Source organism: Stappia sp. 28M-7, assembly GCF_014252955.1.
GTDB lineage: Bacteria > Pseudomonadota > Alphaproteobacteria > Rhizobiales > Stappiaceae > Stappia.
Window position 1 is genome coordinate 1,251,071 of record NZ_JACMIA010000001.1, and the last position, 12,176, is coordinate 1,263,246.

The 12,176-nt window shown below is 69.1% G+C and carries 11 protein-coding genes and 1 riboswitch; of the genes, 7 read left to right on the forward strand and 4 right to left on the reverse strand.

Features of this window, described 5'->3' with window-relative positions:
- Positions 1 to 24 precede the first annotated feature (24 nt).
- Together H7H34_RS05640 and H7H34_RS05645 are read left to right on the forward strand one after the other, a co-directional pair.
- A complete protein-coding gene (locus H7H34_RS05640) occupies positions 25 to 729 on the forward strand; it encodes an ABC transporter ATP-binding protein (RefSeq protein ID WP_209006316.1) in 705 nt (234 codons plus the stop codon).
- A gap of 69 nt (positions 730 to 798) precedes the next feature.
- Positions 799 to 2,265 (forward strand): NAD-dependent succinate-semialdehyde dehydrogenase, encoded by a 1,467-nt coding sequence (locus tag H7H34_RS05645; RefSeq protein WP_185924524.1) that lies wholly within the window; start codon positions 799 to 801, stop codon positions 2,263 to 2,265.
- 85 nt (positions 2,266 to 2,350) lie between these two features.
- Here the strand turns inward: H7H34_RS05645 and H7H34_RS05650 are convergent, their stop codons facing one another.
- The 4 genes from H7H34_RS05650 to rnk all read right to left on the reverse strand — a co-directional run bounded on the left by H7H34_RS05650 (position 2,351) and on the right by rnk (position 5,577).
- Entirely contained in the window at positions 2,351 to 3,598 is a 1,248-nt protein-coding gene (locus tag H7H34_RS05650; protein ID WP_120268912.1) for a D-amino acid dehydrogenase, read from the reverse strand.
- 28 nt (positions 3,599 to 3,626) lie between these two features.
- Positions 3,627 to 4,370, reverse strand: a complete 744-nt coding sequence (locus H7H34_RS05655) for a sulfite exporter TauE/SafE family protein (protein ID WP_120268913.1) — start codon at positions 4,368 to 4,370, stop codon at positions 3,627 to 3,629.
- Between the two features lie 36 nt (positions 4,371 to 4,406).
- Positions 4,407 to 4,973, reverse strand: coding sequence for a GreA/GreB family elongation factor (locus tag H7H34_RS05660; protein WP_120268914.1), 567 nt, complete (start codon positions 4,971 to 4,973; stop codon positions 4,407 to 4,409).
- Positions 4,974 to 5,145: 172 nt separating this feature from the next.
- Entirely contained in the window at positions 5,146 to 5,577 is a 432-nt protein-coding gene (rnk, locus tag H7H34_RS05665; RefSeq protein ID WP_120268915.1) for a nucleoside diphosphate kinase regulator, read from the reverse strand.
- Between the two features lie 459 nt (positions 5,578 to 6,036).
- Positions 6,037 to 6,252: riboswitch (cobalamin riboswitch) on the forward strand.
- A 180-nt stretch (positions 6,253 to 6,432) separates the two neighbouring features.
- On the opposite strand from rnk, the gene H7H34_RS05670 reads away from it, so the two are divergent.
- From H7H34_RS05670 to H7H34_RS05690, 5 genes are read left to right on the forward strand one after another with little or no spacing between them, the layout of a single operon-like run.
- Entirely contained in the window at positions 6,433 to 8,445 is a 2,013-nt protein-coding gene (locus H7H34_RS05670) for a TonB-dependent receptor plug domain-containing protein (RefSeq protein ID WP_185924525.1), read from the forward strand.
- Positions 8,420 to 9,352, forward strand: coding sequence for an ABC transporter substrate-binding protein (locus H7H34_RS05675; RefSeq protein WP_185924526.1), 933 nt, complete (start codon positions 8,420 to 8,422; stop codon positions 9,350 to 9,352). Before H7H34_RS05670 ends, H7H34_RS05675 begins: the two co-directional genes overlap by 26 nt.
- The gene (locus tag H7H34_RS05680) at positions 9,349 to 10,347 is read left to right on the forward strand and encodes a FecCD family ABC transporter permease (RefSeq protein WP_185924527.1); all 999 of its coding nucleotides are present in this window, start codon (positions 9,349 to 9,351) and stop codon (positions 10,345 to 10,347) included. The genes H7H34_RS05675 and H7H34_RS05680 overlap by 4 nt, the downstream gene beginning before the upstream one ends.
- Complete coding sequence (locus tag H7H34_RS05685) at positions 10,344 to 11,132, forward strand: ABC transporter ATP-binding protein (RefSeq protein ID WP_209006163.1); 789 nt, start codon at positions 10,344 to 10,346, stop codon at positions 11,130 to 11,132. Before H7H34_RS05680 ends, H7H34_RS05685 begins: the two co-directional genes overlap by 4 nt.
- Positions 11,129 to 12,157: a DUF6925 family protein gene (locus tag H7H34_RS05690; RefSeq protein ID WP_185924528.1), complete on the forward strand. Its 1,029-nt coding sequence runs from the start codon at positions 11,129 to 11,131 to the stop codon at positions 12,155 to 12,157. Before H7H34_RS05685 ends, H7H34_RS05690 begins: the two co-directional genes overlap by 4 nt.
- The last annotated feature ends 19 nt before the right edge of the window (positions 12,158 to 12,176 follow it).

The following is a 12,176-nucleotide window of genomic DNA, read 5'->3' on the forward strand; positions in this document are numbered from 1 at the left end:
GCCTCAGCCAACGACAAGGACGTCCTGCTGGAGATCGGCGATCTGACTGCCGGCTACGGCGCCCAGCCGGTCCTGCACGGCATCTCGCTGCATGTGGCGCGCAACGAGTTCGTTGCCGTGATCGGTGCCAACACCGCCGGCAAGAGCACGCTTTTGCGCGCGATCTCGGGCCTTCTGCCCCAGTGCAAGGGTCGCATCGCCTTCGACGGCAAGGACCTGACGAAGCTGAAGGCGCACGAGATCGCCGGGCTGGGTATTGCCCATGTCCCGGAAGGGCGCCATGTGTTCCCGGAGATGACGGTCGAGGACAATCTGCGCATGGGGGCCTACGCGCATGCCAATCAGGCAGCGACGCAGCAGTCCCTGGAGCGGGTGTTCGAGCTGTTCCCGCGGCTGAAGGAGCGGCGCATGCAATATGCCGGCTCCATGTCCGGCGGCGAGCAGCAGATGGTGGCGGTCGGCCGCGGCATGATGCTGGAGCCCAAGCTGCTGATCCTCGACGAACCGAGCCTCGGCCTTGCGCCGCTGGTGGTGGAGGAAATGCACCAGCGCTTCCTCGACATTCACCGCTCCGGCGTTACGGTGCTGCTCGTCGAGCAGAACGTCTCGCTGGCCCTGCACAGCGCGGAACGCGCCTATGTGATGTCCTCGGGCTCCATCGAGATCGAGGGCTCGGCGCGCGAGCTGCTGCACGACGACCGCATCCGCAAGGCCTATCTGGGCATCTGACGGCGCAAGGCCCGATGCCCCCCGCTCGGGCCTTGCCCCCGCACGGATACGAAGAAAGGACGACCCCGCATGGCTGAGACTTCCCTCGCCCTGAAGGACCCCAGCCTGCTGAAGACGCAGGCCTATGTGAACGGACGCTGGATCGACGGCGAAAAGACCTTCCCGGTCTACAACCCGGCGACTGGCGAGCTGGTGGCGAACGTGACGGATCTCGGTCCGTCCGACGTCGCTGGCGCGGTGGATGCGGCCCATGCGGCCCAGCCCGCCTGGGCGGCAAAGACCGGCAAGGAGCGGGCGGCGGTGCTGCGTCGCTGGTTCGACCTGATGGTCGAGAATGCCGACGACCTCGCCACCATCCTCACCGCCGAGATGGGCAAGCCGCTTGCCGAAGCGCGCGGCGAGATCCTCTACGGTGCCTCGTTTATCGAGTGGTTCGCCGAGGAGGCCAAGCGCATCTACGGCGAGACGATCCCCGGCCACCAGGCGGACAAGCGCATCGTCGTCATCCGCCAGCCGGTGGGCGTCGTCGGCTCGATCACGCCGTGGAACTTCCCCAATGCGATGATCGCCCGCAAGGTGGCGCCGGCGCTGGCCGTCGGCTGCTCCTTCGTCGCCCGTCCGGCCGAGCTGACGCCGCTTTCCGCCATCGCCATGGCCGTTCTGGCCGAGCGCGCCGGGGTGCCGGCCGGCATCTTCAACGTGCTGCCCTCGTCGGACTCGGCCGGTGTCGGCCAGGAGCTCTGCGCCAACCCGAAGGTCGCCAAGATCACCTTCACCGGCTCCACCCGCGTCGGGCGGATCCTGATGAAGCAGTGCGCCGACACGATCAAGAAGATGTCGCTGGAGCTCGGCGGCAACGCGCCGTTCATCGTCTTCGACGACGCCGATCTGGATGCGGCGGTCGAGGGCGCGCTGATCGCCAAGTACCGCAATGGCGGGCAGACCTGCGTCTGTGCCAATCGCATCTACGTCCAGTCCGGCATCTACGACGCCTTCGCCGCCAAGCTGGCGGAAAAGGTGCGCGGCATGAAGATCGGCAACGGCTTCGAGGAGGGGGTGACCGTCGGTCCCCTGATCAGCGAAGCGGCGCTGAAGAAGGTCGAGGAGCACGTGTCCGACGCGCTGTCCAAGGGCGCGCGGGTGCTGGAGGGCGGCGAGCGCGCCGAACTCGGCGGCACGTTCTATCGCCCGACGGTGCTCGCCGACGTGACCACCGACATGAAGGTAGCGCGCGAGGAGACCTTCGGTCCCGTCGCCCCGCTGTTCCGCTTCGAGGACGAGGCGGAAGCCGTGGCCATGGCCAACGATACCGAATTCGGCCTTGCCTCCTACTTCTACAGCAAGGATCTCGCCCGGGTCTGGCGGGTGGCTGAGGCGCTGGAAAGCGGCATGGTCGGCATCAACACCGGCCTGATCTCCACCGAGGTCGCGCCTTTCGGCGGCATCAAGCAGTCGGGCCTCGGCCGCGAGGGCTCGCGCCACGGCGTCGAGGACTATCTGGAGCTGAAGTATCTGTGCATGGGCGGCATCGGCTGAGGCCGAAGCGCACGCACGCAAGCAACAGGAAGGGCGGCCCGGCAGATGTCGGGCCGCCCTTTTTCGTGCCGGCGTCCTTGTTCGCTCAGCGCGAGAGCGACAGGGCGGCGATGTCGATCTCCGGCGCGCGGCCGTCGACGAGATCGGCGACCACCCGGCCCGAGCCGCAGGCCATCGTCCAGCCGAGCGTGCCGTGGCCGGTGTTGAGGAAGAGCCGGCCGATCCCTGAGGGGCCGACATAGGGCGGGCCGTCCGGCGTCATTGGCCGGTGGCCGCACCAGAAGCTTGCCTCCGCCGGATCGGCGCTGCCGCCGAACAGATCGCCGAAGGAATGTTCCAGCGCTGCCCGCCGCGCCGGTCGCAGCGCCGTGTCGAAGCCGCCGAGCTCCGCCGTGCCGCCGACGCGAATGCGCGACCCGAGCCGGGTGATCGCGGTCTTGTAGGTCTCGTCCATGACGGTGGAGACCGGCGCAAGCGCCTCGTCGCGGATCGGGATGGTGAGGGAATAGCCCTTCACCGGATAGATCGGCAGCTTGATCCCGAGCGGGCGCAGCGCGGCCGGCGAATGGGCGGCAAGCGCCAGCACATAGGCGTCGGCCTTGCGGGTTCCCTTCGAGGTCAGGACCTCGGTGATCTCGTTGCCCTCGCGCGTGAAGCCGACGAACTCCGTGCCGAAGGAAAAGCGCACGCCGAGCTCCGCCGCCATCTCGGCCAGGCGGGTGGTGAACATCTGGCAGTCGCCGGTCTCGTCATCCGGCAGGCGCAGGCCGCCGGCGAAATCGGCCTTGGCGTGGGCGAGCGCGGGTTCTGCGGCGATGCAGCCTTCGCGGTCGAGCACCTCGCAGGGCACGTCGAACTGGCGCAGCACGTCGACATCCTTGGCGACGCCGTCGAGCTGCTTCACCGAGCGGAACAGCTGCAGCGTGCCGAGGCTGCGCCCGTCATAGGCGATGCCGGTTTCCGCGCGCAGGGCGCGCAAAAGGTCGCGGCTGTACTCGGCGATCGGCACCATGCGCGCCTTGTTCACCGCGTAGCGCGCCGAGGTGCAGTTGCGCAGCATCTTCAGCATCCAGCCCCACATGGCCGGGTCTGCCTTGGGCCGCACCACCAGCGGGCCGTGCCGCATGGTCAGCCAGCCGAGCGCCTTGAGCGGCACGCCGGGCCCCGCCCAGGGGGCGGAATAGCCGGGCGAGACCTGGCCGGCATTGGCGAAGCTCGTTTCCATGCCCGCTGCCTCGCGCCGGTCGATCACCTCGACCTCGTGACCGGCGCGGGCGAGATACCAGGCGGTCGTAACGCCGATGACGCCGCCGCCGAGAACCAGAACCTTCATGACTTGACTGCCCGATGTTGCGGCACCCTCAGGAGAAGAGGCGCCAGAAGAAGACGATACTCATCACCGTGCCGACGACGATGACGATGGCCCGCACCGCCTGTCGCGGCAGGGCCTTGGCCACCGGTGCGCCGGCATAGCCGCCGATGGTGGCGGCGACCATCATCAGGATGGCCTGCGGCCAGCTGACGAGACCGGCCGCGGCGAAGGTCGCGACCGAAATGGCGGAAAGGACGAAGGAGAGGGCGTTCTTGAGCCCGTTCATGGCGTTGAGGTCGCGCATGCCCCACAGCGAGAACAGCGCCAGCAGCACGATGCCGAGGCCGCCGTTGAAATAACCGCCGTAGATCGCAACCAGCGTGGTGGCGAACAGCCCGCCGGAGGAGGCGCGGCGGCGGCGCGCCCAGCCCTGCAGCCGCTCGCCGAAGGCGAAGGCGAGGGTGGCGGCAAGCAGCAGGAACGGAACGACGGCCGAAAAGGCCTCGTTGGTGGAGACAAGCAGCAGAAGCGAGCCGAGGAAGCCGCCGAACGCGGTGGCGATGACGACGCGGATCAGCAGGCGCGGGTCGAGGGCGGCGATCTCCTTGCGAAAGCCGGCGACGCCGCCGAGATAGCCGGGAAACACCGCGACCGCGCTGGTCGCGTTGGCCGTCACCACCGGCACCCCGGTATAGACGAGCGCGGGGAAGGTCAGGAACGTGCCGCCCCCCGCGATCGTGTTGAGCATGCCGGCGGCGAAGGCTGCCGTCGCCAGCACCATGTAGTCGAGCATGGGTGGGTGTCCTCTCTCTTGTCCCTTGCGCGGACCTCAGGCGGCCGAGGGGCCGGGATCCTCAGGTCCGTTATATCCGCCTGCCCGGGGGCGGTCTGCGCCTGCCAAGGCGCCATGCACCAGTTTCAGCAAGGGCCGGCGGCGCGCCGGCTCGGGCATCGCCTGTGCCGCCGTCTCGCCGGTCTCTCCGGTGCTGCCGCCGCCGCTGCGCCGGGCGGCTTCCGGCTGGAAATGCACCTTCTGCAGCAGGATCCGCTCCTGCCGCCCGGCCCCGTCCTGAAGCACGAATTCCTCGCCTTCGGACAGGCCGAGCAGGGCCAGCCCCCGCCGGGTGGTGATCGGCAGGAACATGCCCATCGGCATGGACAGGTGGTCGTGCGAGATCACCCGCGTGTCGGGGGTGCGTCCGTCGACGCTGTAGGTGACGCGGCTGCTCAAGGTGGCGACCGTCTCCGGCACGTCCTCGCGGAAGACGATGGTCGCCGCCTCGAGCTTGCGCTTGAGGATCGGTGCGAGAGGGTCCTCGTGACCGCGGCGGCGGTCGCGCATCACCTCGAGAATGGTGAAGTCCTTGGTGGTCAGGATGCAGGTGTCGATGGACATCGCAGGTCTCCAGCGCTCCGTCCGTGGAGCGGCAAAGGTGAAACGGATCGGAGTCCCCCTGGCCGCTTTCGGTCGCGGCACAGGGGTCAGGATCCTGCGATGAGACACCCTCCGAAAATCGCCAGCCGGTCGCGCGGCTTCGGCTCGGTGCTTGCCCCGGTTCCGGTGGTGGTCATGCCGGACGGGCCTCGGCCTCGGCCACGGCGGGGAACTCGACGCTCTCCACGGTCAGCCGGTGGGTGCGCCCGTCCAGCGAGGTCCAGTCGATGGACTGGCCGGCGGACAGGCCGATCAAGGCGGCGCCGATCGGGGTGAGGACGGAAATCTTGCCCTCGGCAATGTTGGCATCGCCCGGGAAGACCAGCGTCACGGTGCGGTCTTCGCCGGCATCGGTGGTGAAACGCAGCCGCGATCCCATGCGAACGACGTCGGCGGAAATGCGCCGGTCGTCGACGACGCGGGCGCGGTCGAGCTCGCTCGCCAGCTGATCTGCGACAGCGGGATTGCGGGAGGAAATGGAATCGGCAAGCCCGGACAGCCGCTCGTGGTCCGAGCGGGTCAAGGTGATGGCGGGCTTGCGCTTCTTCTGGATGGCTGGAGCCATTCTCGGCATCCTTGCAATGTTGTAAGGCCGCCGACGCACGTGAGCGCGCGTCGGGCGGTCATGATCTGTTGTGGGAAGTTGTTCGCCGCCTTGGTGGCCTGCTGTCTGCCCGCGAGGGGACGAGCCGGCCTATGCCCCGCGGCCGGGGCGCGACGCGACCGAGCCGGGGGTCAGTGTCCCGCGATGGGGCACACCCTGAAAATGGAAAGCAGGCGCGGAGCGGTCGTGTACATTCCAAGAAGGTCGGTGCTTGCGGGGCGAAAGTCAAGTCACGGCTTTCCCGGACGCGGCAAGCAGGCGCGCAGAACCCTGCGACGGGCCGGATTCGCGCAGCCCCCGGGTTGCCATGCCGGCCTGCGCGGCAGCCGGGAGCGGGCCGGCAGGCGTCCTGACGCAGCGTCTGGTTGTGCCTGCGAACAGGGCATCGACAGATGATTGACTCCGGCGCGCGAAACCGCTCTCTTTTACGGCGACAGAGGTTCCGGACATGTCCGGATGAAAAGGGAACACGGTGAGGCGTACCCAACAGGGACCGAAACCGTGGCTGCCCCCGCAACTGTGAACGGAGAGTGGACGCTCGAAGGCCACTGACCCCGCCGCCAAAGGCAGGGTTGGGAAGGTGAATGTCCGCGATGACCCGTGAGCCAGGAGACCTGCCCCTGTCGGTCACCCGACCTTCGATACGGGGTGTGTCGAGGCGCGGCTTTCCGTTGAGGTGACACCCGAAAACCGCCTGCGTCCGCAGGCCGCCGCCTTGCGTCTTCGCGCGGGGTTGCGCGGTCGCGTCCGCTGGCTCGTGCCGTATCGCGACGGGACGCCGAGGGGCGTTTCGGCGCACGTCAGGGGTGTGTCTGGATGAATTCGATTTCGCGTGGCGCCTTGCGCGCCGGGCCGGTGGCCGCTGTGCTGGGGGCCGGATTGGGGGCCGCGATGGTGCTGGCGCCGGGAAGTGCCCGAGCCCAGGATTTCGAGGCACAAGGCTTCGACGCGCAAGGGGGATACGAGGAGCCGACGCAGCTGCGCCGGGTCGTCGTCTCCGCCGGGCGCACGCCGGTCGCCGCCGAAGCGGTGGGCCGTGCCCACACGGTGATCACGGGCGAGGAGCTGGAGACGACGCAGCAGCGCTATGTCGCCGATGCCCTGCGCAAGGTGCCGGGCCTTGCCGTGTCGCGCACCGGCGGCAATGGCGGCATGACCCAGATCCGCATCCGCGGCTCGGAAGCCAACCATGTGCTGGTGCTGATCGACGGCGTCGAGGTGGCGGCCACCTCCAGCGGCGAATTCGACTTCGGCGGGTTGCAGGTCGCCGACATCGAGCGGATCGAGGTGCTGCGCGGCCCGCAAAGCGCCATCTACGGCTCCAACGCCAGCTCCGGCGTCATCGCCATCACCACCAAGGGCGGTATCCGCAACGACCTGGAAATCACCGGCCGCACAGAAACGGGCACCGACAAGACGGTGGCCGGCCATCTGGGCGTGCGCGGCGGCGGCGAGAGGTTCGACATCGCGGTCTCCGGCGCCTGGCGGCAGAACGAGGGCTTCAACATCTCCCAGTTCGGCTCGGAGAAGGACGGCGACCGCAACGCCACGCTGAACGGCCGTTTCAACTGGGACATCACCGATGCCCTGAGCCTCGATCTCAGCGCCCGCTATGTCGACCGCAAGTCGGACACGGACGACCAGGACTCCTCCTGGCCGCCGACCCCGACGGAAGGCCTTGTCATCGACACGCCCGGATACAACGCGACGAAGGAGTTCTACTCCGGCGTCGGCCTGTCCTGGTCGCTGTTCGACGACCGGCTGGTGCAGAAGGCGCGCGCCGAATACTCCGGACTGGAGCGGCGCGGCTTCAACTCCGGCAGCATGAACGGCAACGACGACCGCCGCCTGCACCTCAGCTATCAGGCGACGGTGACGGCGACGACGCCGGATTTCCTCGACGCCGAACACAGCCTGACCGGCGCCATCGAGTGGGAGCGCGAGCACTACAAGAACGCCTTTCCCGCCTACGATCCCTCGCAGGTTCCCGGCAAGCAGCGCGACCTGACCAGCTATGTCGCCGAGTATCGCGGCGCGTTCCTCGACGCCCTGTTCTTCAGCGCAGGCCTGCGTTACGACCGCAACGACCAGTTCAAGGACACGCTGACCTACAGCGCCAGCGCCGCCTATCAGCTGCACGAGACCGGTACGCGCTTCCACGCCTCCATCGGCACAGGCATCACCAACCCGACCTTTTTCGAGCAGTTCGGCTTCATTCCGGCGACCTTCACCGGAAACCCGAACCTGCGGCCGGAAAAGAACTTCGCCTGGGACATCGGCATCGAGCAAAGGTTCTGGGGCGGGCGGGCGGTCGCCGACGTGACCTATTTCAACGAGCGGCTGGAAGACGAGATCTGGACGCCCTGGGTGGCGGGCGCCGGCTCCTCGCCGGCCAACATGGACGGGATCAGCAGGCGCCAGGGCATCGAGGTGTCGCTCGGCGTGGAACTGCTGGCCGACCTCTACGCCAAGGGCACCTACACCTATCTGGATGCGACCGAGCCGACGGGCCTGCAGGAGGTGCGCCGGCCCAAGCACTCGGGCTCGCTCAGCCTCGTCTATGCCTTCCACGAAGGGCGGGGAAACCTCTTCCTCGACACGATCTTCAACGGCCGGATGAAGGACAACGAGTTCATCAGCGCAACGCCGCAGACCCGGGTGACACTGTCCGAGTATTTCCTCGTGAATGTCGGTGCCGACTACAGGGTTTCTGACAATTTCACGGTCTATGGCCGGGTGGAGAACCTGCTCGATCAGCAGTACCAGGAAGTCTACAGCTACAACTCACAAGGACTGACCGCCTATGCGGGCATCAAGGCAAGCTTCTGACGCAAGGGGCGGGGCGGCGGGGATTGTCCTCGCCGCCCTGCTGGCGCTGTCGTTTCCGGGCGCCGCTGCTCTGGCGGCAGGCGATGCGCCCCGGCGCGTCGTCTCGATGAACCTGTGCACCGACCAGATCGCCATGCTGGTGGCTGCGCCCGGCCAGCTCATCTCGGTCTCCTACCTGGCGGCCCGGCCCGACGTCTCGTTGATGAGCGCGCAGACGGCCGGGCTGACCATCAATCACGGGCTGGCGGAGGAGATCTTCCGCCTCGACCCGGATCTGGTGATTTCGGGCACCTACACGCGGCGGGCGACGGTCAACATGTTGCGGCGGCTCGGCCGCCGGGTAGAGGAATTCGCCCCGGCGAACGGCTTTGCCGACATTCGGCAGAATGTCCGCCGGATGGGCGAACTGCTCGGGCGCGAGGCGCAGGCCGCGCGGCTGATCGCCGCCTTCGACGCAGAGGCCGACGCCCTTGCCGCCGCGCCGCCGGAGAGGCATGAGCCGGGAAAGGAGAGGTTGGGAAAGGGGGCGCCGGTGCTCGGCTCCTTCGGCGCCAACAGCTTCACCACCGGCGGCGGCACGCTGGAAAACGAGATTGTCGGCGCGGCGGGCCTGCGCCATCTCGGCGAGGAACTCGAGATCACCGGGACGACGCGGCTGCCGCTGGAAGCGCTGGTGCTGGCCGATCCGGACTATGTGCTGCTATGGGAGCGCTCGCTCGCCGATCCTTCGCGCGCGACCGAGATCCTGCGCCATCCGGCGCTCGACGCGCGCTTCGGCAGCGAGCGGCGGCTTTCCGCCGACAGCCGCTACTGGATCTGCGGCACGCCGCTGACACTGGAGGCGGTGGCACGATTGCGCGCCGAGGCCGGCGGCGGGACCTCACTGCGGCCGGAGGCGAACCGATGACCGCGGACCGGCGCTACCCGCTGTTGCTGGCCGGCCTTGGCCTGCTGGCCGCGCTGCTGTTCCTCGCCTCGCTCGGGCTGGGGCAGGTGTGGATCGATCCGCTGACGCTCGTCACAGCCTTCAACGACACTGACAGCGCGGAGGCGGTGATCCTCGTCGAGATCCGCCTGCCGCGCGCGCTGCTGGGCGCGGCCATCGGTGCGATCCTTGGCCTGTCGGGGGCGGTGCTGCAGGGCTTCCTGCGCAATCCGCTGGCCGAGCCGGGCCTGCTGGGCATTTCCGCCACCGCTTCGCTCGGCGCGGTGATCGCCATCTATGCCGGGCTGACGGCATTGCACCCCTATGCGTTGCCGCTCTGCGCGCTGGCCGGGGCGCTGATCGCGGTGACCCTGGTGCAGATGCTGGTGGGGCGCTCGGGCGACATTCTCGTCATCATCCTGGCCGGCGTCGCGCTGTCCTCGCTCGCAGGCGCGCTGACCTCGCTGGCGCTGAACCTGGCGCCGAGCCCCTTTGCGGCGCTGGAAATCGTCTTCTGGATGCTGGGTTCGCTGACCGACCGCAGCCTCGTCCATGCCGGGCTGGCGCTGCCCTTCATCGCGGTCGGGGGCGTCATGCTGGCGCTGACGGGGCGGGCGCTGGACGCGCTGGCGCTGGGGCCCGATGTCGCCCGCAGCCTTGGCGTCAATCTCGACCGCACCCGGGTGCTGGCGGTGGTGGGAACCGCCATCGGCGTCGGCGGGGCGACGGCGGTGAGCGGCGCCATCGGTTTCGTCGGGCTGATCGTGCCGCATCTGCTCCGCCCGCTCGTCGGCCACCGGCCCTCGCGCCTGCTGCCGGCAAGCGCGCTGGGCGGGGCGGCCTTCCTGCTGGCCGCCGATATCGCGGTGCGCCTGGTGATGCCGGACCGGGACCTGAAGCTCGGCGTCGTCACCGCCATTCTCGGCGCGCCGTTCTTCCTCTGGCTGCTGATCAGCCTGCGCCGGAGGACGTCATGATCCGTCTCGACTGCGAGAGCGTGACCGTGCGCCGGGGCACGCGCGAGACATTGCGGGGGATCTCGTTTTCCTGCGAGCGGCCGCAGCTTGTCGGCGTGATCGGCCCGAACGGGGCCGGCAAGTCGACGCTGATGCGGGCGATGACCGGATTGCAGCCCCACGCGGGCAGCATCCGCTGGGGGGGCTGCGAGCTTGCCGCGATGCCGGCAAGCGAACGGGCCCGGCTGATCGCCTACATGCCGCAGGAGCGGACGGTCCACTGGCCGATGGACTGTATCGAGGTGGTGCTGCTGGGCCGCCTGCCGCATCGCGGCGGCTTTGGCGGGGCGTCGGCCGAAGACCTGCGCCAGGCCCGCGAGGCGATGGAGCGGATGGATGTGGCCGGCTTTGCCCGCCGGCCCTTCGACACGCTGTCGGGCGGCGAACAGGCCCGGGTGCTGATCGCGCGCATGCTGGCGCAGGCCCCCCATGCCTGTATCGCCGACGAGCCGGTGAACGGCCTCGACCCGGCGCACCAGATCGCCCTGATGCAGGTGCTGGCCGGGCTGGTGGCGGAAGGGCGCCCGGTCTTCGTATCGCTGCACGACCTGACGCTGGCGAGCCGGTGGTGCGACCGGCTGCTGCTCCTCGACGGTGGGCGGCTCGTCGCCGACGGGACGCCGGGCGAGGTGCTGGATGCCGAGCGTCTTGCCGGCGTCTACGGCATCCGCGCCGAACATATCGACATCGGGGGGCGGCCGTCCGTCGTCCCCAGCGATCTGATTGCCAGGGAGAGACCACGTTGAGCCTCATCGACATTCTCGCGGAACGGCTGGCCGACCGCGATGCCGCCTGGAGCATCGGCTCCTTCGGCGCCATTGCCGAGTTTCACCAGCGCGCCGACGACGAACTGCTGGTCGACCGGCCGCAGGAGCTGTACCGGGTGACCGAAAAGGGCGGCATCCGCCTCGACATGTCGGCGCTGGGGGAGGCGCGGGCGCTCGCCTTCGAGACGCTGAGCCCGCGAACGAACCGCTGGGGGCAGGGGCTGGCGCTGTGCCTGCCCGAGGAGCAGGCCGCGGTGATGCAAAGGGCGGTGCTGAGCGAGCTGGGGCCGGATGTGGACGCCCTGCGCGAGGAGGACCGGGATGCGGTGCTCTTCGACATGGGGCTGGCACAGCCGCAGATCGAGTTCTGCATCCGCACCGGCGATCCCGACCTGCTGGCGATCCTGCGGGAGAATGCCGGCCGCTCGGTGGCCAATCCGCAGAGCCCGGCGATGGCGGCGATCCTGCGGGCGCATCCGCACCGCATCGCCCGCTCGAAGCTGGGGCGGGTCGAGGTCTACCAGATGATCGGCGGGCCGGACACGGGCGGCGTCTCGCCCGACGGGCCGCATACCCATGTGCTGCCCAAGCTGCTGCGCTCCGGGCGCACGCACTCCGCCAACACGCCGATCCCGCAAGGGCTGGTGCCATGCGCCATGCTGCATCCGGCAAGCGCGGTTTCGGGCGCGCGGGGCGAGGACATCGCCTTCGACGCGGCGCGCCACGAGGAGTTCCAGGAGCTGCTGCGCCGCTATGGCCTGCCGGACTATGTGGCGATCAAGGACAAGGTGCTGGACGCGCTGGAAGAGGGGATGGAAGACGCGCTCGCCGAGCCCGACAGCCGGCTGACCCGCACGGGCCTGCGCATCGCGCTGCGCCAGCTCGGCCGGCAGGCGGAGGCGGTCGGCCGGCCGAACCTTGCCCGCCGCATCGAGCGGCTGCGCCAGCGCTTCGACAGGCTGGAGGAGCCAGGCGAGGCAGACGAGGAACGCCCGGGCCACTGAAGCCGCCGGGCTACCGGGC